At 45.2% G+C, this 20845-nt stretch carries 31 protein-coding genes; 25 read left to right on the top strand and 6 right to left on the bottom strand.

Annotation, left to right across the window (positions count from 1 at the left end; genetic code table 11):
- Window positions 1-111 precede the first annotated feature (111 nt).
- Genes L4D74_RS05590 through L4D74_RS05475 form a run of 24 tightly spaced genes read left to right on the top strand, consistent with a single transcriptional unit; the run spans window position 112 to window position 13602 of the window.
- Window positions 112-486, top strand: coding sequence for a hypothetical protein (locus tag L4D74_RS05590; protein WP_428751133.1), 375 nt, complete (start codon window positions 112-114; stop codon window positions 484-486).
- On the top strand, window positions 486-905 hold the full coding sequence (locus L4D74_RS05585) for a head completion/stabilization protein (RefSeq protein ID WP_428751132.1): 420 nt from the start codon (window positions 486-488) through the stop codon (window positions 903-905). The genes L4D74_RS05590 and L4D74_RS05585 overlap by 1 nt, the downstream gene beginning before the upstream one ends.
- Window positions 902-1396: a phage tail protein gene (locus tag L4D74_RS05580; protein WP_428751131.1), complete on the top strand. Its 495-nt coding sequence runs from the start codon at window positions 902-904 to the stop codon at window positions 1394-1396. Before L4D74_RS05585 ends, L4D74_RS05580 begins: the two co-directional genes overlap by 4 nt.
- Window positions 1380-2036, top strand: a complete 657-nt coding sequence (locus tag L4D74_RS05575; protein WP_428751129.1) for a virion morphogenesis protein — start codon at window positions 1380-1382, stop codon at window positions 2034-2036. Before L4D74_RS05580 ends, L4D74_RS05575 begins: the two co-directional genes overlap by 17 nt.
- A 15-nt stretch (window positions 2037-2051) precedes the next feature.
- On the top strand, window positions 2052-3173 hold the full coding sequence (locus L4D74_RS05570) for a DUF2586 domain-containing protein (protein ID WP_428751128.1): 1122 nt from the start codon (window positions 2052-2054) through the stop codon (window positions 3171-3173).
- Window positions 3174-3176: 3 nt separating this feature from the next.
- Window positions 3177-3632, top strand: a complete 456-nt coding sequence (locus L4D74_RS05565; protein WP_250618022.1) for a phage protein — start codon at window positions 3177-3179, stop codon at window positions 3630-3632.
- Window positions 3633-3659: 27 nt separating this feature from the next.
- Window positions 3660-3866 (top strand): TraR/DksA C4-type zinc finger protein, encoded by a 207-nt coding sequence (locus tag L4D74_RS05560; protein ID WP_372060128.1) that lies wholly within the window; start codon window positions 3660-3662, stop codon window positions 3864-3866.
- 3 nt (window positions 3867-3869) lie between these two features.
- Window positions 3870-4079 carry a phage holin family protein gene (locus L4D74_RS05555; protein ID WP_250618020.1) on the top strand — a complete coding sequence of 70 codons (210 nt, stop codon included), beginning with the start codon at window positions 3870-3872 and terminating at the stop codon, window positions 4077-4079.
- Window positions 4066-4653: a lysozyme gene (locus L4D74_RS05550; protein ID WP_428751127.1), complete on the top strand. Its 588-nt coding sequence runs from the start codon at window positions 4066-4068 to the stop codon at window positions 4651-4653. The genes L4D74_RS05555 and L4D74_RS05550 overlap by 14 nt, the downstream gene beginning before the upstream one ends.
- Window positions 4628-4969, top strand: a complete 342-nt coding sequence (locus tag L4D74_RS05545) for a hypothetical protein (RefSeq protein WP_428751126.1) — start codon at window positions 4628-4630, stop codon at window positions 4967-4969. Before L4D74_RS05550 ends, L4D74_RS05545 begins: the two co-directional genes overlap by 26 nt.
- Window positions 4970-4991: 22 nt before the next feature.
- Entirely contained in the window at window positions 4992-5171 is a 180-nt protein-coding gene (gene lysC / locus L4D74_RS05540; protein WP_428751125.1) for an Rz1-like lysis system protein LysC, read from the top strand.
- Complete coding sequence (locus L4D74_RS05535; protein ID WP_428751124.1) at window positions 5168-5431, top strand: putative phage tail assembly chaperone; 264 nt, start codon at window positions 5168-5170, stop codon at window positions 5429-5431. Before lysC ends, L4D74_RS05535 begins: the two co-directional genes overlap by 4 nt.
- Before the next feature lie 41 nt (window positions 5432-5472).
- The gene (locus L4D74_RS05530; protein WP_428751123.1) at window positions 5473-5616 is read left to right on the top strand and encodes a DUF6890 family protein; all 144 of its coding nucleotides are present in this window, start codon (window positions 5473-5475) and stop codon (window positions 5614-5616) included.
- 25 nt (window positions 5617-5641) lie between these two features.
- The gene (locus L4D74_RS05525) at window positions 5642-7696 is read left to right on the top strand and encodes a phage tail tape measure protein (RefSeq protein WP_428751122.1); all 2055 of its coding nucleotides are present in this window, start codon (window positions 5642-5644) and stop codon (window positions 7694-7696) included.
- The gene (locus tag L4D74_RS05520; RefSeq protein WP_372060121.1) at window positions 7696-8028 is read left to right on the top strand and encodes a DUF2590 family protein; all 333 of its coding nucleotides are present in this window, start codon (window positions 7696-7698) and stop codon (window positions 8026-8028) included. The genes L4D74_RS05525 and L4D74_RS05520 overlap by 1 nt, the downstream gene beginning before the upstream one ends.
- Window positions 8021-9208: a baseplate J/gp47 family protein gene (locus tag L4D74_RS05515; protein ID WP_428751121.1), complete on the top strand. Its 1188-nt coding sequence runs from the start codon at window positions 8021-8023 to the stop codon at window positions 9206-9208. Before L4D74_RS05520 ends, L4D74_RS05515 begins: the two co-directional genes overlap by 8 nt.
- Window positions 9209-9227: 19 nt before the next feature.
- Window positions 9228-9728: a hypothetical protein gene (locus L4D74_RS05510; protein WP_428751178.1), complete on the top strand. Its 501-nt coding sequence runs from the start codon at window positions 9228-9230 to the stop codon at window positions 9726-9728.
- 3 nt (window positions 9729-9731) lie between these two features.
- A complete protein-coding gene (locus tag L4D74_RS05505; protein WP_428751120.1) occupies window positions 9732-10523 on the top strand; it encodes a phage tail-collar fiber domain-containing protein in 792 nt (263 codons plus the stop codon).
- Window positions 10516-11244, top strand: a complete 729-nt coding sequence (locus L4D74_RS05500) for a hypothetical protein (RefSeq protein WP_428751119.1) — start codon at window positions 10516-10518, stop codon at window positions 11242-11244. The genes L4D74_RS05505 and L4D74_RS05500 overlap by 8 nt, the downstream gene beginning before the upstream one ends.
- A 4-nt stretch (window positions 11245-11248) precedes the next feature.
- Entirely contained in the window at window positions 11249-11470 is a 222-nt protein-coding gene (locus L4D74_RS05495) for a hypothetical protein (protein WP_428751118.1), read from the top strand.
- Window positions 11471-12007 (top strand): baseplate complex protein, encoded by a 537-nt coding sequence (locus tag L4D74_RS05490; RefSeq protein WP_428751117.1) that lies wholly within the window; start codon window positions 11471-11473, stop codon window positions 12005-12007.
- 20 nt (window positions 12008-12027) lie between these two features.
- Complete coding sequence (locus tag L4D74_RS05485; protein ID WP_428751116.1) at window positions 12028-12717, top strand: hypothetical protein; 690 nt, start codon at window positions 12028-12030, stop codon at window positions 12715-12717.
- On the top strand, window positions 12708-13403 hold the full coding sequence (locus L4D74_RS05480; protein WP_428751115.1) for a hypothetical protein: 696 nt from the start codon (window positions 12708-12710) through the stop codon (window positions 13401-13403). The genes L4D74_RS05485 and L4D74_RS05480 overlap by 10 nt, the downstream gene beginning before the upstream one ends.
- A gap of 1 nt (window position 13404) precedes the next feature.
- Window positions 13405-13602, top strand: coding sequence for a hypothetical protein (locus L4D74_RS05475; RefSeq protein ID WP_065605518.1), 198 nt, complete (start codon window positions 13405-13407; stop codon window positions 13600-13602).
- Between the two features lie 901 nt (window positions 13603-14503).
- On the opposite strand, the gene L4D74_RS05470 is transcribed toward L4D74_RS05475, so the two are convergent.
- The 3 genes from L4D74_RS05470 to L4D74_RS05460 all read right to left on the bottom strand — a co-directional run bounded on the left by L4D74_RS05470 (window position 14504) and on the right by L4D74_RS05460 (window position 16488).
- The gene (locus L4D74_RS05470) at window positions 14504-15247 is read right to left on the bottom strand and encodes a hypothetical protein (RefSeq protein ID WP_265677969.1); all 744 of its coding nucleotides are present in this window, start codon (window positions 15245-15247) and stop codon (window positions 14504-14506) included.
- A gap of 4 nt (window positions 15248-15251) precedes the next feature.
- A complete protein-coding gene (gene tssD, locus L4D74_RS05465) occupies window positions 15252-15761 on the bottom strand; it encodes a type VI secretion system tube protein TssD (protein WP_428751114.1) in 510 nt (169 codons plus the stop codon).
- Window positions 15762-16239: 478 nt separating this feature from the next.
- Window positions 16240-16488 (bottom strand): Lpp/OprI family alanine-zipper lipoprotein, encoded by a 249-nt coding sequence (locus L4D74_RS05460; protein ID WP_265677971.1) that lies wholly within the window; start codon window positions 16486-16488, stop codon window positions 16240-16242.
- Between the two features lie 503 nt (window positions 16489-16991).
- Between L4D74_RS05460 and L4D74_RS05455 the strand changes: the two genes are divergently transcribed.
- Window positions 16992-18323, top strand: a complete 1332-nt coding sequence (locus L4D74_RS05455) for a DEAD/DEAH box helicase (protein WP_265677972.1) — start codon at window positions 16992-16994, stop codon at window positions 18321-18323.
- Between the two features lie 53 nt (window positions 18324-18376).
- Here the strand turns inward: L4D74_RS05455 and L4D74_RS05450 are convergent, their stop codons facing one another.
- The 3 genes from L4D74_RS05450 to pyrB all read right to left on the bottom strand — a co-directional run bounded on the left by L4D74_RS05450 (window position 18377) and on the right by pyrB (window position 20594).
- Window positions 18377-18856, bottom strand: a complete 480-nt coding sequence (locus tag L4D74_RS05450) for an arginine repressor (protein ID WP_428751113.1) — start codon at window positions 18854-18856, stop codon at window positions 18377-18379.
- A gap of 324 nt (window positions 18857-19180) precedes the next feature.
- Window positions 19181-19645 carry an aspartate carbamoyltransferase regulatory subunit gene (pyrI, locus tag L4D74_RS05445; protein ID WP_265675407.1) on the bottom strand — a complete coding sequence of 155 codons (465 nt, stop codon included), beginning with the start codon at window positions 19643-19645 and terminating at the stop codon, window positions 19181-19183.
- A gap of 13 nt (window positions 19646-19658) precedes the next feature.
- The gene (gene pyrB, locus L4D74_RS05440; RefSeq protein ID WP_428751112.1) at window positions 19659-20594 is read right to left on the bottom strand and encodes an aspartate carbamoyltransferase; all 936 of its coding nucleotides are present in this window, start codon (window positions 20592-20594) and stop codon (window positions 19659-19661) included.
- Window positions 20595-20845: the final 251 nt, after the last annotated feature.

The raw sequence follows: 20845 nt of genomic DNA, 5'->3' as shown, positions 1-20845 counted from the left end.
TAGAAAAGACTCCTACGCCACCGCGCCTCGGCTGGCAAGAGTGCAATAGCAAACGCTCATTGTTACTCGTTGACCCAGTGGCTAGAGGCGCACCTATTCAGGGGAACTGAGATGAAAAATTTAGTGATGTGGCTATTTATGCTGCTAATGACCGTAGCGATTTTAACAACCAACAACTTGGGGACGTTGAGTGATGGCGTTGTCAACCTGTTGCTAGTCGCTGCTTGGGTGAAGTCAGGCCTCATTATGCTCGGTTCTCTCGCCTTGCTTAACGATGAACAGTTGAACAAGTTAGCCAAAAGGATGAAAGAAAAAGGCACTAAAGCGTGGCAAAGCAAAGCTCGAATCACTTTGTGGTCGTGCATTGGGTGCACTTTCATTTTCTGGGGATATTGGATAACAGGCATAGCGTGGATGATTGCAACAATGGTCGGTGGTGTAGTGATGCTTGTTATACATGAACGAGCTCAGCGAGAGGACTTCTAATGAGCTTTGGTGGGAAAGTGAACAGCGCAGTAAATGCCGCCTTACCAGGTGAAGGTTGGCCGGATTTATCAACCGATGAATTCCGCCAATTGCGCCGTATTCCCCACACCTTTGATAACGATTCTATGGCTGCAGCCGTGAGTATTGCGGCTTTGAATATTCAGCAGCGACTTGAAAGCCTGTTGGTTGATGGCAACCCGCCAGTGTTAAGCGCAGCAAAAACAGCCGTATATAAGCGCGCAGTTTATGGTTTGGCCCATGCTGATCTTTTACCAGAGTTCGCTACGCAAGACCGCCGAAAGGAAGGTGAAAGCGTAGCAACGGATGAACCAGAGCAAGAGGCTCGTTTTATCACCCAAAGTAATCAGGATGTGCGTTTGCTACTTGGCCGCAGTGCCAATGGGATTGGTTCGATATGAGTGACACTGTTTACAACAAAACCAAGCTTGAGCATTTAACTGGTTACATTGTCAGCCACCTAAACAGCAATGTGCTTAATAACAAAATTGATGCTTGGCAAGAAAACGGTTCGATAGTGCCAAGCGGTGAAGACCGCGGAAACAACGGTTATATCGCGTGTTATTGGAAATACAACGCCGTGGTATCGGTTGAAGAATTTCCGCACCAGAAGTTAGACCCACGTTGCTTGTTAGCTCTGGTTGCCTGTTGGTTAAGCGACCATGAAGAAGACCGAAACGAACAAGAACTAGAAGACCCAACGCTGTCGGTAGATGTGATCAGTAGTGAACTGGCGGATGTGAGTATAGAGCTAGAGTTGATGGAACCTATCGAGCTGGTACCAGATTCAGAAGCCGGAATGATTACCTGGCGCGGCATTAAATATCGAGTTCAAGCTGTAGAAATTTATACCGCAGAAGAAGCGGAGTTGGTGAATGAAACCGACGGTTAGTGCGAATAAAAGGGATGTGCTCAACATGCAAGAGAAGCTTGCGATGTTAGCCCTTCCACCTAAAAAGCGCATTTGGATTTTGAAAACGTTAGGGCGATGGGAGAAAGCCAATACGCGTAAACGGATTCAGCAACAAAAAGACATTCACGGGAAAGCACTTGCGCCACAAAAAGGTAAGAAACGCGGCAAAGTGATGCGCCGTATGGCGAAAGGACTAACCCCTTATGTTCGAAACGCCAACAGGCTAGACCTAACTTGGAATAACAAACTCACCGCAAAAATTGCAGCCAGACACCATGTGGGTCAAAAGCAAAAAATGACCGCACGGCAAATGCAAAAGCGATGGGGAACACCAGACTACTCTGCGCCTTGCTCCAAAGGGCAGGCGAGAAAGCTAAGGGAGCTGGGTTACACGGTACCAAGGAAAAGCGGCAAAGGGCGGAAAAAGCCTAGCCTTCGTTTGTTAATGGACACCGTTATCCATGGGCAAGCAGGGAAAATTATTCGAGAGCTGAGCAATCAGCCCAGCGTGACCGTTTGGGATATCCCGTTAGCACAACGGCAAATATTAGGCAGTAAAGAACGCGAAGTCACCCGCCAACTCATCACCATTTTTGAGCAGGCCAAGACGCGAAAATAAGCGAGGAAACAACCAATGGCAACCGGAAAGGTAGAGGTAAACAACCTCAATTTAGGGCAAGGCGGGATACCAGAAATAGAACGCCACTTGCTCTATATCGGGCGCACCGATAAAGCGGAACTGCAAGGCAAGGTCACGCGCGTAAACAACATGACCAACCTTGATGAAGTGGTGGCAGATGATGTGTTAGGCGCAAACATCAAAGCCGCGCAGCTTAATGGCAAACAAAACTGGACGGGTGCCATCTTCGGTTTGGCCGTGGATGATACTTGGCAAGAAGCCGTAGACATTGCCAACCGCACTGACTCGTTTGAGGGCGTTTGCATTGTTGATGTGGTGACAGACAAAGCGCAGTTCACTGCCATGCAAGACAAAGCAACAGAGCTTACGAGCAAACTTGGCCGTTGGGTGTTCTTCCTTGCTGCGTGTCCTGGCATTGATGCAGATGACCAAACCTGGTCGGATTATGAAACCGCCATGCTAGCCCTAGTGAAAGATGTGACGGCAAACATGGTCACGCCAGTACCAATGCTTAACGGTAATAACATGGGTGTTCTGGGTGGCCGTTTATGTGACCGTGCGGTCACCGTGGCCGATAGCCCAATGCGAGTCGCAACAGGCAGTTTGCTTGGCTTGGGTGCAATGCCGATTGATAGCACGGGTAAGCCATTGGAGATGAGCACAATTTCAGCACTAGCTGATGCCCGTTACTCATTACCGCAATGGTATGCGGATATGGAAGGGGTGTACTGGACGGATGGTTGCACGCTAGAAGCCAAAGGTGGCGACTACCAATACCTTGAATACGTTCGCCCGGTTCACAAGCTTAACCGCCGTGTTCGTATTAAAGCAATTCGTCGTATCGCTGACCGAATCCTTAACTCGACACCGCCAAGTATTGAACTCAACCGCACTTACTTCAGTAAAGACATGCGCGACATGTCCAAGACCACTGAGATTGGCGGTATTCCGTTCCCTGGTGAAATCATGCCCCCACGCGATGAAGATGTGTCGATTCAGTGGATGACCAAAACCAAAGTCAATATTGGCTTAATGGTTCGCCCTCATAACTGCCCGAAACACATTGTGGTCAACATTGGGCTTGATCTCTCTAACCCTGCCGATGTGGAGGCATAACCAATGAGCATGCGTATTTCTGGCAAGAACATGCACTTTTCAATGGGCGACTACAAGCTAAAAGCGCAAAAAGTCACCCTATCTATTACCGACAATTCAGCCGTGAACAAAACCTCTGGTGTACCAGATGGTTGGGTAGATGGCGATGTAGAAGCAAGCGGTGAAATGGAGCTGACCACTCAGCAGTTCAACCAAATGAGCAAGGCAGCCAAACAAGCCGGCTCTTGGCGTGGGCTACCGGATTTTGATTCGCTGTTCTACGGCAAAATTGATAAAGACGAACTGAAAGTAGAAGCCTTTGGTTGTCGTATCAAAATCTCTGATCTGCTTGATGTGGATTCCAATGGTGCGAATGCATTGGTTCATAAGTTGCCGTTTGAAGTGACCAGCCCAGATTTCATCAAAATCAATGGTGTTCCATACCTGCGACCAGATGAAACCGAAGACTTGGTTCAGTAACTTTTTGCTTAATAGATAGGAGGCGTAATGTCTGATGTTATCGACCATGCCAGTGGCCTTGAAGCCCAATTCACACAAGTGGCGCTTGCTCACCACCTGGCAAGGGCTAAGCAAAATGAACAACGGGAAAGTGCACAGGATTGCGAAGAATGTGGCGACCCAATCCCTGAGCAACGCCGTCAAAAAGTGCCAGGGTGCCAATACTGCACTCAGTGCCAATCCTCAAGGGAGTGATGAATGCGCGACTGGCTAGATAAAATCACCGCAGGCATAGCGTATTTGTGTTCTGTATTCGGTATCGCTGTCAGCCAAATGACGATGGAACACTGGTATTTCCTGTCTTCTATCGTGCTCGGGGTAATTATGGCGGGGGTTAACATTTGGCATAAGCGCAATATGCAGCGCATTGCCAAGGAAAAGGGAGTAGTCATCAATGAAGCTGGCTAAAAAGGTGGTGTGTTCGGTTGGTGTGGTCATCGCCTTAATTACGGGCGGGGCAACATTAGGTACCCACTCAGTGGCACCCACAGGGCAAGTGGTGGTTGCTAATGAAGCGCTAGGCGAACTTCGTATCAGTCCGAAAGGGCTCGCGATTGTCGGCAATATGGAAGGATGTCGATTAGATCCATACACCTGCCCATCAGGTTTAACAACCAATGGCATTGGCAATACGCACGATGTGCCGGATCTCATCATTACCATGAACCAAGTGGCTAAGGATTGGGTGAAGAACTTGCAAGGTGCAGAGCGCTGCATTGCAAGAGCCGAGAAACAGTCGGGGGTAGCGTTATCTCAGGGCCAATTTGATGCCTTTGTTTCTTTTGCTTTTAACACGGGATGCACCCGTTTTGAACGTAATCGTAATGGCACCAAAACTCGCATTTATAGTCACCTTCTGGCGAGTCGTTATGAACAAGCGTGTAATCAATTACCGCGATGGGTTTATGGTGCTGGGAAGAAGCTACCTGGTTTAGTGAAACGGCGGAGGGCGGAGCATGCTCGCTGCATGGAAGTGGATTAAGTGGGGTGGGCTCGCGTTGTTCATTGGTTTATTGGTACTGCAGGGGTTTGCGCTTAAGGCGAGTTACGCCAAGCAAGATCTTCTTCAAATCAAGTTAGATAAGGCAGAGCAGGACAACCAAACCAATCAACGCACGATTAACACGCTTAAACAGGATAACCAGCATATTAACCAAGTGTTGGTTGCTCGTAAGAAACGACAAATTACTCAGCGTCAGGAACTAGAAGATGAAGTACAGCAGCTCAAACAACAGATGGAAGGTATTAAATGCGTTATTCCTAGCGCTGTTACTGACCGCTTGCGCGAGCACTACTAAGACGACAGCAACCGAAGTGATCGTGAAGCTGCCACCTGCTGGTTTGATCGAGCCTTGCTATAAACCCACCGTGATCGGTACATGGCCAGAGGTGGTGACCGATGACATACCCAATTTAAAAGCCGCACTCGGAGAGTGTGCAAAACAACCCGATGAATATTTTAAATGGCGTGCGATGCACGAACAGGAGATACAACAATGAGCAAGTCAATTGTACTAACTGTCGGCAATACCGATATTGAATTTATCCCAACCCCTGCCGAGTACGACGAAGCGCAAAACACCATTCTACAAGGTGATGCGAGTAGTGCGGCGCACAATTTCTTGATGAGCTGTGTTAGCGAAGATTCAAAAGATGCGTTGCGCGAAATTACCAATAACAACGCAGGGGCGGCGACACAGATTTATGGCGCCGTTCTTAAAGAGTACGCGCCTAAGCTCGCTATCTCAGTAAAAAAATAGATGCGCTTGTCGCTGCTGTGGAAAGCAGCGACAGGCAAAAGATGTATGCGTGGCGGCGAAAGTGGCTACCTAATGAACCGGATACTGATCAGAACCTTGCTTACGCGATTTGGTTAGAGACAAACCATTGGGAAAAAATGCAAGCCGTCACCGCTAGCGGTGTAGCGAAAGGGTTTGGCGCATAAGCCTATTTGTTAACAGGAACCAGTAATGTTACCAGAAGCACTCAGATTTCAAGTTGGATTGATTGACCAGATCTCAAAACCTCTGGGCAATATTCAACGTCATCTGGATGATGTCACCAATACCTATCGTCAAGGTACCCATACCATGATGGCGGGTGCGGCTGGCATGGTGGGTGCAGGTTTCGCATTGCAAAAAGCGTTGATGCCAGCGATTGAATTGGATAGAGCACTAGGCGAAGTAAAGTCTCTGGGTGTGGCTGATGACCAATTGAAAACCCTTACGTCTACCGCTATGAAGTTTTCGGTTGAATACGGTAAGTCCGCGACGGATTTTGTAGCCGCGTCTTACGATATTAAATCGGCGATGGGCGATATGAGCGGTGATGAACTAGCGGGTGTGACAAGAAGCTCTGCTATTTTGGCCGCCGCGACCAAAGCCGACACCGCCACGATTACCAACTACATGGGCACCATGTACTCGGTATTCAAAGACCAAGCGGATGACATTGGCAAAGATAACTGGGCAGAACGCGTCGCAGGGCAAACAGCGAAGTCCGTGGAGCTCTTTAAAACCAACGGGCAAGGCATGTCTGATGCGTTCAAAGGGGTGGGCGCATTGGGTAAAACTCACGGCGTCGCCATGGAAGAACAAATGGCCATCCTCGGTATGTTGCAGGGCTCGATGTCAGGCAGCGAAGCGGGGACTCGATACAAAGCGTTTTTGAGTGGCGTAGTGAAAGCTCAAGATGACCTGGGCATTTCCTTTACTGACAGTAACGGAAAGATGCTGCCCATGTTCGACATCATGAACAAGCTTCGTAATGAGTTCGGTGAGCTGGACTCAATGGAGATGGCAAAGCTGAAAAAGGCATTTGGTAGTGATCAGGCGCTATTGGTTATCACTGACTTAATCGGCAAAACGAACGATCTAAAGTCCAATGTATCCAGTCTAAACGATGCCGCGAATTTAGATACCGCCGTCAATATGGCGCACAGCATGACCGACCAATGGGAAAGACTTGAGCAAGGTGTATTTGCTGTTCGCACCGCGTTTGGTGCAGCGTTACTTCCTGCACTGCTACCGGTGATTTCAAGTTTGGCTGATGGTGGTATGGAAATCATCGAATGGACGGAGATGTTCCCGAACCTCACCAAATACATTGGTTTTGCTGCGATAGGGATTTTAACCGCAGCGGCAGCGGGTGGTGCATTTACGTTAATGATGGGCGTAGGCAAACAAGCAATGGCCGCTTATATGCTCGCGCTAAAAGCGTTGGTGGTCGTGAAACAAGGTTATTCAGCGTTAATCAAGGTATTGAGAGTGTCGCTGCTCGCGCTACACATGAATATGAATATTTATGGGGTAAAAACCAAACTGGTAACAGCTGGACAGTGGTTGCTCAATGGTGCTGTGAGTATGTCAGCGACTATTTATGGTACAGCCACAACAGCGCTTACTTGGTTAGGTTGTGCATTCATGACAGGCACAATGGCTGCTTTAAAATTTACTGCCGCACTACTCACTAACCCTGTTTTCCTCATTGCTGCGGGTGTTACTGCAGCCGTGGTGGCCGTGGGCGCACTCATTTATTACTGGGATGATCTCAAGGCTTCATTTGGTGACACAACGTGGTTCCAAGTATTAGAAGGTGCCATCAATTTAATCACCCTGCCATTTCGAACATTATTCAATTTCGTATCGGCAGGTTGGCAATGGGTGATGAGTGGGTTCACTGATACCAGTGGCTTTGCCTTCATTGGGCAAATGGCGGAATACATGCGCAACATATTCGGTAGCGTGTTTAGCTGGTTCACCGACAAGTTAGCGGGTATTTGGGAAAGCTTGAAAGGGTTAGTGGATTGGGTTCCAGGTTTCGGTGGTGAGGATGAATCTATTCAAGTGAAATCGAAGTCAGTGCAAAGGGCGACCCCTCATGCACAAATTCCGCAAGGTGGCGCGGCCAAGAGCATTGCCAACTATCAAACCAGTTCAACCAATTATGGTGGCGTGGCGATTTACCCCACCTACATGAGTGACCCGCAAGACATGGCGAGTGAATTAGAAATGGCGGCAGGCTAATGGCAGATTTTAAATACCAAGACTTGCTGATTGAAAACGGTGATGTGGTTCTAGATGCAGGTCGTAACCCGGTATTGATTCAAGACCGAGCAGTGATCGCCCAAGACATAAAACACGCCATCATTGAAAGCAATCTGGCTGTGTTTCTGATTGCTGAGCGAAGCCCCTCAAAAAAGGCGGATGCACGCACACAGCTAGAGTTGTTGGTTGAAGAGGATGTGCGATTGGTACCAGGGACGGTTCGTATTGAAGAAGTCGACGATGGACGAATTTATATATTTGCCGAAACCTTAGAGTTTGGCAGCGTAAGCGCAGAGGTGAACCTTGACTGATATCCCTAAACCGGACTTTACCGAACTGGCCAAGAAAGCGGGTTTACCTCTTGAAGGAGCACAGTGGAAAGCCGTGCTGAAAGAAGAAGCAGAAAAACAAGGCAGCACCATTGCTAATGATTCAACGTATTCCCCGTTCTGGCGCTTGATAGAAACCATGGTGATCAGTCCGACGGTATGGCTTATCAATACCTTTTTGGTGGGTTACATACTGCCAAATATGTTTGTCGCAACCGCAAAAGACAAGTGGTTGGATTTATGGGCATGGCAATTCAATGTGCTACGAAAGCCTGCCACGAAAGCAGTGGGGCAAGTGGTGTTCTATCGGGCCGCATCAAAGGGGCCGGTCATTGTGGTTCCCAAAGGCACTTTTATTCAGACCGACCCCATTAACGGTACGGTTTATCGCGTCATTTTAAAAGAAGACACCGTGTTGCCTGAAAATGCGCTGTCTGTAATGGGGGAAGTGGAAGCTGAACATGAAGGCGCTGCGTTTAATCTTGGTGAAGGTTACTACCATATTTTCGCCACGGCAGTGCCAGGTATTGGAGAAGGCGTCAACTCAGCGGATTGGCTTATTGAAGCTGGGGCGGATAAAGAAAGTGATGATCAACTTCGAGTGCGTATCCGTAACCAATTTAGTGGTGTAGCAAAATGGCATATCGATGCGGCGTACCGTTCTTTGCTTATGCTACGCGCGGGTATCAATAGCGAAAACGTCTACTTCGAACATAACGCTCCACGCGGTGCCGGTTCAGCCAGCGCATTCATTTTATTGGATTCCGGTGAGCCATCTTCTCAAATGCTCAGTGACTTAAATAATCATATCAATCGTGATGGCAACCATGGCCACGGCGATGATCTTCTGGTGTATGCGATGCCAGGTAACCTCATTGATGTGACATGCAGAGCGTGGGTAGGTCGAGTGTTAACGAGTACCGAAAGGGAAGAACTAGAAACGAATATTGGCCTATTCATTGGTTCAGCATTTAGGCAAAACACTGACTACAAGGCGACGAAAACGAAACCATCATCGCGCTTTAGCTTTTCTAAATTAGCGCAAGAGCTTCACGGCCAGTTCCCTGAAGTTGAGTCGATAGAGTTCGAGAACGCTGATATTGCCAATGGCATGGAAGTTCCACGGATGAGCCGTTTGGAGGTGAACATTGAATCTGCCTAACTTAACGCTTAAGCACTGGATGGGTAAACGCGAGCTCTACAAATTAGGCAATGCTCTGTTGGGATATTGGAGCCGAATTAAAGTCATTTTGGAATGGCCACTTCAGCAGCTTGATCCCATGGTCGCGCCCATTGAGTTTGTCGATTTGATTGCTTGGCAGCGTGACATTGAACGCTTACCCAAAGAGCCTGAGCAGATATACCGAATACGAGTGAACTTTGCTTACTCGTTTGCGGCAGGCGGCGGCTCGGAAGTGGGTTGGGAAGATATGTTCGATAAGTTGGGCTATCCCCATATCGAAATCGACGAGCGGCTTCATTACTACCCGTGGGACGTGGTTAGTGTGAAAGTGAAGGATGGGGATATCAATGAAGTGCCCGGTCTGATGGACGCGTTAGTTCGTCAATATGGGCGGACATGTCGACGATATAGCTTTGATGTCACCACAATCGCAAACCCTCATGTTTCGGTCTCGGAATTTAGTCACAGTCATGAAACTTACAGTGCATCGATAGGATAGATTATGGCAGTTATCACCATCGCGGGCGAACGTCTTATTGCCCAAAAACAGCAAGCGAAACAGCCTCTGGTGATCAGTGAGTTTGTGCTTGCGTATGTTCCCAATGTGGACCCATCCAAGCCACCTCAACGAAATCAATCATTGCCATCAAGCACCCAAATTGCTTTTCGAATGGCGCCAACACGAAGCGCTGTCGTGAACGGAAATGAAGTGGTCTATTCGCTGATTTTAGATAACACGATAGGTAACTTTCATTTCAACTGGCTAGGGCTGGTGAGCGAAGAAGGCGTTTTGGTCTCAGCCAATCATATGGTTGTGCAATCCAAGCGTAAGAATAACGAATTGAGTGGTGAAGAGGGCAATAACCTAACACGTAATTTCCTGCTCAAGTTCTCAGGCGCACAAGCGATCACGAATATCACCGTGACCCCTGAAACGTGGCAATTTAATTACGATGAACAAATTCGAGAAATGGAAAAACTCGATATGTCTTTAGTCTGTGGGATGGTATCGAGTCAGATTCATATTGTAGAAATGGCTCATAAAGACATGGTATTGACCGAGCAGTTAATGGTGTTGAGCGAAAGCATGGCTCGGAGTGAATCTGTGGATAATCAGTTATCCGCAGAAATCGTTGAGTCAATACAAAGGATTTGCGCTTTAGAGCAACACAACCCTCTTATTGCACTACTCGCTAGCGCAATCTTGTCAGGGGGAAGCGAGCGAGTCTCCCTTATGCAAAGTAATTTGAAATTAATTGAAAAAGTAAGACTGTTGGAGGAAACACATGTCTGAATATACGGTTCAGTTGCAAAAGGTTATAGATGCTTCAATTCAACAAACAGAAGCGAGTAAAAAACTAGCCGATGATGTAGCTAAAATTAAACCAAGCATTGACCAGAGAATGGGTGAAGCCGAAAAAGAGTATGACCAACTGATTGCCAATATACACTCTGATTTTCCGTTTTACAGATTGACTCGAAATCAGGAGCTAAGAGTTAACGGTAGTTTGACTGATGGGCTAGAGGGTACGCCGGATGGGTGGGTGAATCGCGCTAAGGGTATCCACCATTGCCGGATTGTGGCATCGACAGAATCAGGGGTTGAACCAGATAAGAAAAGTCCAATCATTCAGCAAATGTGGACAGATATTAAGGGGGGAGTTCCGAAGTACAATCAACCAAACTTTGCTGTCGTCAGAGTATCGACGTCACCTGATGCTGAACCAAGCAGCATCAATACGTTTTATTCCCTCTATCAAGGGGCGATACCGAGCGGTATTCCTATGACGTTCGGTGGTTGGATTAAAGTTGAACAGGGCGATGTGCGGTTTTTATCTCCAAACGAATCAGATCGAGTACCAGATGATGGCAAGTGGCATGAAATAACCCGCAGCATAAATATGAGCAATGGCGGAGCAAGTTGCCTTATTGCCTTACCTGCAGTTGTAGCGGGTAAGTTACCTAAAGGTAAATGGGGCTTTATCAACAAACCGATACTTGAACATCAGGGATAATTCTATGACAGGGTTTATAAACGAAACAGATCAATTAGGTGGCGAGCGTTCTCAATTTGATATTGATAATGACTATAGAAAGTACCTCCAAGAAACGGATTGGTACGTATTACGCCTGCAAGAAACGGGTAAAGCAATTCCGGACAATATCGTGAAGAGCAGAGAAATAGCACGCTCCAAGGTTCAGTTAGCATTTACTTTAACGTTGGAAATGGTTGAGAGTTAAATGCTAATCCTAAACGGCTCCCAACTCCCACTAAAAAACCTACGCATTAGCGTTCGTCAACAACTAGCCGGACAAGACATGTCCGGCCAAACCTCGGCTACCGACCAAGCGGAAACGGGTACTAAGGGTAAAATCTTAACCGTAAAAGGTGTGATCCCGTTCAGTAAGAGCCAACTTCTTACCAATCTGTTTAGCATGGCTGAAGCGTTAGAAACTGGCTCTCGCCATATCTACCGAATCAGTAACAAAACGGCAGAAGCTTTGAAAATTCGCCAAGTGAAATTCCAAGGCGCTGTTCGTGCTGATGAGCAAGATTCTCACAGGCAATGGAGCGTTTCATTTGAATTGGTCGAACACCTATCGGTACCAGAACGGGTGGAACAACGCCAACCGGATAAACCCGCCGCACAGCAAAAAGTACAAGGTGTGAATACACCCGTTGAAGCCGGACAAAGTGACGATGTGCCGCCAGATACAGAAGTGGAGCTAACTGGTGTTATGAAGGTGCTCAAAGCTGTCGATAATGCTTTGGCCTAACCGTGAAAAGGCGGTGAACAATGACAACAAACAACAAGTTTCTTTGCCGTGCTTACCTTGGTAAATCCAAGGCCAAAGTGAAAAGTCATCGCATTGTGTTTAGCGAAAATACCCCTGGACGCTGTGAACTCTCAATTCAAGGAAACCCGCAACTCAACGCCATCATTGCCGTGGACCTTGGTTGGGGTGATGACATTACTCGAGTATTCCTTGGTTATATCGAACGAGTTCAACCTGCAGAAAAAGGATGGTCGAAAGTGTTTTGCCGTGAATTAGCCGCAATACTCTACAAGCCACTTAACATCATTATGCGTCACCCAACACTCATGCAGCTGCTTAGCGAAGTGACCAATAAAACGGGACTTCAATTTGTGGTGCCAGAGAAAGCCTATAGCAAAACAGCTATTCCTTGTTTTTACAGCGATGGTAACGGCTACCGAGTTATAGACGAGTTAGCCCAAGCGTTCAGCATTGATGGCTTATTCTGGCAGCAACAAGGCAACGGGCAAATTTACGTAGGCAGTTGGAAGGATTCATTCTGGGCAGATAAACCTATCACCATACCCAATGAACTCATGACCAAGCACACGGCCAACAAGTCAGTAAAGGTACCGGCTATTCCCAAACTAAAGCCGGGTGTTGTCGTGAATGGCCTTCGCTTAGTCGGCGTAGAGTTTGAAGGAACGGAGGCGAAGCTAACATGGATGTGAATGTTATTAAGCGCATTATCTTCCGCTTGTTCCCTGAGCTCACAGGCCAGTGGCATCTGCCAAGATGGGGCAAGGTCGTCGCTTTGCCAGAACTTCCAGAAGAAGGGGATTTATCGGATCGCTTTTATCCTCACTATGCCGTGGATATTCAGCTACTCGATGAAAAGGGCATGGAGTACGAAGATAAACCACCATTGCAGGCGGTACCACTTCCGGTGCCTGGTCTTGGTGATCATGCTGGTCGATTAGAGCCACCGGCTATCGGTAGTATTGTTGAGTTAGGTTTTATGTTTGGCCAACCAGACAAGCCGTTTATTCGTTGCGTTCTTCCGCTTGGGTTCAAGTTACCAAGTATCAAAGAAGGAGAAAGCCGATACCAACAACGCAAAGGCGTTTACCAGCTGGTAGACCAAGACGGAAACTTTGAGCGTAAGACAGATAAAGACGACAAGCTGGAATGTCTTAACCAACGCATCAAGGTGCTTGAAAGCCGTTTAGCCGAAATTGAAGGTGATCACACGGAAACCGTCAAAGGTAATAAAGCCACCACGGCCAAGAACATTACCGAGAAAGCAGACTCGATAAAGATGAATGGTGGTAAAGGAGTCTGCACAGGCGCAAGCATTTGCCCGTTTATGGGTAAGCCGCATGTAGACGTATCAACCACCGTATTTGCAGGCAAGTAAGATGGCACTAAGCAAAGCATCACTGAAAGAGAAGTTAGAAAACGAACTGAAAGCACAGGGCTTTGTGCTCGATGGTGAGTTTGCAATGGCAGGGAAGATGGCAGAAGCCATTGCTAACGCAGTAGTGGACGAAATTACTCAGAATGCCCAAGTGCCAGTAACAGGCGGCAGTTCTGCCGGAAACTACAAAGTCACCTAAACACATACCATATCATCACCAAGCGCCCACTATGGGCGCTTTTCTTATATCTAAAGCCCAATAGCCTAACGCCACGGAAAGGAGCAATCAGGTGACGGAATCCGCACTCCTCCTCCCCACCTGCGACGTTTTCGATCTGGTTTTTTCGCAATTTTGATTTGGTGAAAATCTATGGGGCTGAGGAAGGCGTAGAACACACGATAAAGTCTTTTGTTGTAAAGGCTTCGAGTGATTCGAAAAACCGTTGAAAGGGGCTTATATTGCACCTAATAGAATTTCGATAATTGCGTTTTTGTTCGCTAAATTGCAATAATGACGATCTGTTAAGATCTTAATTTTAATCTTAAGTGATTGATTTTGAATGTTACTTGGTGTTTTTTGTTAGATATTTAAAGATCTAATGTGTGAAATTAAAGATCTCTTTTCGTGGTGGATAAGTCAAAAGGGATAAGGCTTTGAAGCGAAGAGGAGTGTCATAGCATTTTTTCAAAATTGTTTGGAGTCTGAACTCATCCATACTTGTTATTATATGTTTGCCTTACCAAAAGTTATTCGAGTTCAGCGTCTCTAGAAATTTGCAACCGCTTCTGCTTATAGTGCTCAGGTCAAAGCATAATAGATTACATAAGTGAATATCACTATCACACAGCCATACACCATCGCAAAATGGTGTTTATAAGAACTCGCCTCTTCATCTTTATTATCAACATCAGAAATTGTTCCAAATTTTACGAGCTTTTTACCTCGAGCATACGCTCTCAAGTGAATTTCAGAATGCAAGAACGAAAAGGTAAACAGAGCTAAAATAGGAAGGCTTGTTGAGAAATTGTTCAAAATAACGCATGTTAGAAAGAGCAGCAAGCTGGCTATCAGTGTGCTATTTAACCTGGAATTTATATCTTTAGTTTTTGGATAGATTTTCATCAAGAAATTTGCCCGTTGTATGTGAAATGGTATTCTCTAGTCGATCCCTTATCGGAGCAGGAACCCCTATTATTTTCAATCTATATGCAACCCCTTTTCCCAACGAGTATGCTGCGAGAGGCGTATAGTTTCTTTCGTGCATTATTGTATATGCAGTATCTGCGTTAGCAAGCCATATGAGAGGGCGTGCGTAAGGATTTGCAATGAGAGCTGTATTTACAATTCCCATAACATCGTCTTTTTTCCCGTTAGTTGCCGCTTCCACGTAATCCTGAAATGCATCATCTTGTAAATCAAAGTTCGCACCTCTCATCAAACATTCTGGAGTCGCACAACGTGCTTTAAAGCGAACGTTGAAAGCTTGATTGTTGACACGCATGCTTCGACGATAGCTACTGTCAGAATTTAAGTTAGTTGTTATACGTTGTTGTTTGCGAATAACTCGGTTTCTATCAGCTGTTTTGATGGCTCTGACACCGTCGACAAACCCATACTTTAGATTACTCAAAGTGCTTTGTGCCGATTCAAAGTCTATGCTCCCTTTACGATAAGCTCGGAGAATAATATTAATAGCTTGGCTCATTTCTCGAACTGCCTTGGACTGGAGCGAGCGCTCTAACTTGAGTTGTGATAGAGACGAAAGCGTCGCTGTAATAAGAAGGCTGGACTCTTTTTCTAAAAGCCAATACGCATCGTCAACTTTTTCCCTTGATTCGTCCATTCACTTATAAGTCCGTCAGTTTTCTTGAAGCACTACCTAAAGCACCTAGCCAAGAAGAATAGCCATTTGTTGTCGCGGCTAAGTGCTTCCAGTGAATGTCTCTGTATGCAATATCGACGATCTCTTGCATTTCAGCTTCACCTAAGTGGATGACATTTGGCATTTCAACTTGAATATTGCGGATTAGTGCTCCTACAAGAATTATCTCATAAAACTTTTCTTGCGTGCCTCCTGTCGGTGAGTGCCTATAAAATGTTAGGGTGCAATTTAACTCTGAGCCATCAGCACACGCTTGAGCTAGTAACGGGCTTGCCTTATCAATTTTCTTTATGACTTGAACAGGGGAATGGATTGAACGATTGTCGTAAGCCAAGTTGTGGGAAAACCCCAGTATAGTGATTTCATTCTCATGGGTGGATTGAAAACCATTACCCATAGATTCGGCGGTGTTGCATCCCGTAGATAAGTTTCCACCTGTTAGACTATCAATAGTTAGGTAAGCTATTGTGCTCATTGTAAATACTCAATCAAATAAAACGCAACAATATCAGATATATAAGTAAATCCAATTAGGGTATGTTAACTATGCTGTATATTCTTTTGGCTAGTAATTTTGGGTATTCTAACGACGTAATGACTGGTTTTGTGGCTATATGGTCTAATTGGCTAGCGGTTCCATTTAATAATTGAATTTGTTGACGAGTTATTTCGCAAAAAAAAACATAATCTGTGAGCATGGTTCAATTTTTACGGACTGTTTCTAGTCTGACACCTAGTTCATTCACAATCCATTGTGAGTTGGGTCAATAACTCTGGTCTTACATCACTAAAATTGCTCCGTATACCTTTCAGTTGGCACTGCCGCACGTTTGGCGACTGCAGCCATAAAAACAAAAGTGGCGACATGAAATCATGTCGCCACTTTATCGCCATTAGGCTGTTATTCGAAATGTAACCTTATGATTAATATCGAATTTTAAATCTAATTCTACTTACTTAGTGTAAGACTGAGCGATGTTATCGATACGCTCGTTTGCACGAGAAGCTTCTTCTTGCGCAGCCATAGCGTTTTTGTTGCCCATTTGAACTTCATCTTTAAGTGCTTGTACGTCTGCACTTAGTTGGCTTACTTGATTGTTTAGATCGTCCATTTTTGCTGTTGTTGCTTCGTCTGGACCAGATGCACAACCAGCCAGTAGTAGAACCGACGATGCTGCTGCTGCAATTAACACTTTATTCATTATAAGCTCCTTGAGGATTATTATTTCAAACAGCCCTGCTACATCTAGGCAATAAGGCTATTTTTGAGTTTAGTGCCTTATTTTAAGAACGCAAACTATTTAAAAGTCAGAAAAACCAAAAAATTACGCGATTTTAACGTTAAAGATGGTTTGTCTTATTTATGAGAAACTGAGATACCATCAGAATGTGATGCATATCACGCCCTCAGTGCTTCTTGAAGTTAACACATTGTTTACAAGGCGGTTGTAAGGATAAAACCTTGGAACGGTAATGTATATCAGAATGGGCCTACATGATTGGGAACCATTCAGGGTTTTGCGTGGATATGCATTATATACAAGTCACATCAAAGTGAAGAAAAGATTCTTGTTGTAGACTCATCTGGGTACGCTTAATCCTGCATCTTGATGTCATTTGGCTATATGCTGGTGGCAAGGGTAAATATCATGTATTATGCGCCCCTAATTTTTTAGTTCGTCCCACCTCGTTAGGAGTATAACCTTTGCAATTTAAAGATCTTGGTCTTGATAACCGTTTATTGAAGAATCTGAAGCACTATGACTTCAAAAAAGCGACAGATATCCAGAAGCAGGCGATTCCAGTCGCAATTGCGGGTAAGGATCTGATTGCGTCTTCGAAAACGGGCTCAGGTAAGACTTTGGCATTTGTATTGCCTATGCTTCACAAATCTTTGAAGAGTAAGTCGTTTTCAGCAAAGGACCCACGTGCAGTTATCTTAGCGCCAACTCGTGAATTGGCAAAGCAGGTATACAGCGAGTTAAGAGCGATGTTGGGCGGATTAACTTACGACGCGACCCTGATCTTAGGTGGCGAAAACTTTAACGACCAAGTGAAAGCTCTACGTCGTTATCCTAAATTTATTGTTGCGACGCCAGGACGACTTGCTGACCATTTAGAACATCGTTCATTGTTTCTTGATGGTTTAGAAACACTAATTCTGGATGAAGCAGACCGCATGCTGGATTTAGGCTTTGCACCTGAACTTATGCGTATTCATCGCGCGGCGAAGCATCGTCGTCGTCAGACATTGATGTTTTCTGCCACGCTTGATCATGCGGAAATGAATGAGATCGCGAATGAAATGCTTAATGCTCCTAAGCGTATTTCAGTCGGTGTTTCTAATGAAGAGCACAAAGACATTACGCAAAAATTCTACTTGTGTGATCATTTAGATCATAAAGAAGCTATTTTGGAGCGTGTTTTACAAGAAGCAGACTACACACAAGTCATGATCTTCACCGCGACTCGCGCGGATACGGAGCGATTGGCAACTTGGCTAAATGAGAAAAAACTGAAAGTTGTGGCGCTAAGTGGTGGTTTAAACCAAACTCAACGAAACAACATCATGAGTCAGTTTGAGCGTCATGTCTTTAAGATCCTAGTGACCACGGATGTGGCTTCACGTGGTATCGATATTAATACCGTTACGCACGTGATCAACTTTGATATGCCAAAGCATACCGAGGAATATGTTCACCGTGTTGGGCGTACTGGTCGAGCGGGTAACAAGGGTGACGCCATTTCATTGGTTGGTCCAAAAGACTGGGACAGCTTGAAGCGTGTCGAAGCTTTCTTACAGCAAGACATTACCTTCTCTGAACTAGAAGGTTTAAAAGGTAAATTTAAAGGGTTACGTCCGCGTAAGCCTGCCTTTGCTAAGAACACTGCAGCAAAACCAGCTCAGAAGAAGAAGAAACAAACGGGCACTAAGAAGCCTGTTAAGCGTGATAAAGCGTTCTACCAAAACGTAGCAGTGGGTGATTCGGTCTTTATTCCAAAGAAAAAGCCGAAACCAACACCGGAATCTGAATAAATAAAAAAAGCCTCGTTAGAGGCTTTTTTTATGAGTGGTTTCTATAGATGATCTTACTGTACCCCTAACCGAATTCGTACGATCTGTTCACACTTATCAATCTCCGAGACGCTTTTGGGGATGACAAGTACGGTATCATTACCACCGACAGTACCCAAAATCTCGTTGTGGGGGTCGATATCGACCAGTCTAGCGATAAGTTGAGCGCTACCTGGGTGAGTTTTGACGACCACGACAGCTTGATTGTGGGTAATAAATTCAATCTGCGATGAGATAGAAGATTCAACGCGTACTGGCGCATTTTCGACGGTTAAGCAGTATGCTTTTTTACCACATGCATTTTGGACTTTTATGACCCCTAATTGGGAAAGCAATCGCGATACGGTGGATTGGCTTATTCCAACAAAGCCGATACTGACTAAGGCTTCTCGTAACTTATTCTGGGTCGTAAAGCTCTGTTGCTGTAATAGTTTCTTGCACGCAGCCGTGAGTGTTTTGTCATCGGCTTCGGTTAATTCAAGAGTCTCGTTCATAGTAACTCCTTCTTATATGGAATGAACGAACCTTTCCTTGTCGTGACACACTCCAAGCCCTTGGAGTGAGAAAATCTTTTATATGAAGCCAAGAAGTCCGGATGCAGATCTAGCCAAATAGTCTGTTTTAATTAAAGTGCTTTGCAACCGTATCATCTGATCTTGGCTTCCTAGACTTTGTAGATCTTCTGGTATTCTAACACTTAATGGTTATTAATAAGTGACGGTGAGTTAACATTATTGATATTCTCTGTTTTTGTGTTGAAATGGATATTTATTCAGCTTTTAGGATAAATATCCATAATCAACATTAAGCCATCTGGATTATTTTTTCTCTTTTACGATGCTTCGAGAGAATACTTTCTCACAATAATGACATTTTAATTGAATATCACGGTTCTTATTTACGACATAAAAGCGGCTTTCAACTGGTTCGCCATGTGAAATACAATTACTGTTCGGACATTGAAATATACTTTCAATTTGGTGAGGTAATTCAAGCGTGAGCTTATTGACGACATTGTACTCTTCTATTTGATTAACGGTGGCTTGAGGAGCATATAGTGCAAGCTGATTCGCCTGATCTTCTGTCAGATAAATATTCTCTATTTTAATGATATCTTTGGCACCTAGTGCCGATGATGGAAGATTGAGGCCAATGGTGACCCGCTGTTCACTTTTATGCATCTTGAACAGTTTTAGTATTTTTATGCCTACATTAGCCGGGATATGGTCGATAACTGAACCATTGCGAATGGCTTCTACCTGAAGTTTGGTTTGCTTAGTCATAGTTCGGCTCCTTTTACACGTGTAGAGATTCAGATAGAACAAGGGCAAGCAGAGCCTCTCGGGCGTAAACTCCATTCTCTGCTTGTTGGAAGTAATAGGCGTGTGGTGTTTTATCAACATCGGTTGTGATTTCATCGACACGAGGTAGCGGATGAAGCACTCTTAAGTTAGGTCGTGCTCCTTTTAACGTCTCCGTTGAGAGTATAAAGGCAGACTTAATATGAGCGTATTCAGATTCGTCAAATCGTTCTTTTTGCACTCGGGTCATATACAGTACATCCAGCTCAGGTGCGACTTCTTCTATGTTGGAGTGCAGGCTATAACGGATATCGGCTTGGTCAAGATCCTCACAGATGTAATCTGGCATCGCCAAAGCATCAGGTGCGATAAAGAAAAAGCGGATGTTATTAAATTTAGCCAGCGCTTGAGTGAGTGAGTGCACTGTGCGTCCGTATTTTAAATCCCCGACAAAAGCTACGTTCAAGTTATCAAGCGTCCCTTGTGTTTCATAGATAGAAAACAGGTCGAGCAAGGTTTGGGTTGGGTGCTGGTTTGCCCCATCACCGCCATTAATGATAGGGACGTGATTGGAAAATTCAGAGGCGAGTCTTGCAGCACCTTCTTGAGGATGGCGCATGACAAACGCATCGACGTAAGACGCGATGACTTGAACTGAGTCTGCCAGGGTTTCGCCTTTTTTAGCTAGGGAGGTGTTGCCGCCATTATCGAAGCCAATGACCGTTCCTCCTAAGCGCTGGACTGCAGTTTCAAAAGAGAGGCGGGTTCGAGTTGAAGGTTCGAAGAAGCAACTGGCGATGACTTTGTTCTTAAGCAGCTCCGGATTAGGCTCCGCCTTGAGGCGTGTTGCGGTTTCTACAATCAGCTCCAACTCTTTACGACTAAGCTCCGGTATAGAAATGATATGTTTATTAAATAGTGAATGTGGCATGACACATTTCTCCTTAATTATAGCCAATTAGATATAAAAAAGCCTCCTATGAAGAGGAGGCTATTTAGTACAACAACAATGAAAGAGATTATTTGTTGAGTTTTTATTTTTAGAGTCGATAAGTAGGTGGGTCTTATTTTTCATGAATAATCTCTCGTCAATTTATATAGATTATACGGTGAAATTACTATCGTTCAATATGCTTGGTAAAGTATCCATAAATTGGATAATTATCCAAACTACCATCCTTT

This window comes from Vibrio cionasavignyae (genome assembly GCF_050337155.1).
Classification (GTDB): Bacteria; Pseudomonadota; Gammaproteobacteria; order Enterobacterales; family Vibrionaceae; genus Vibrio; species Vibrio nomapromontoriensis.
The sequence above is the reverse complement of the archived record's forward strand: the minus strand, read 5'-3'. Positions and strand labels throughout refer to the sequence as shown.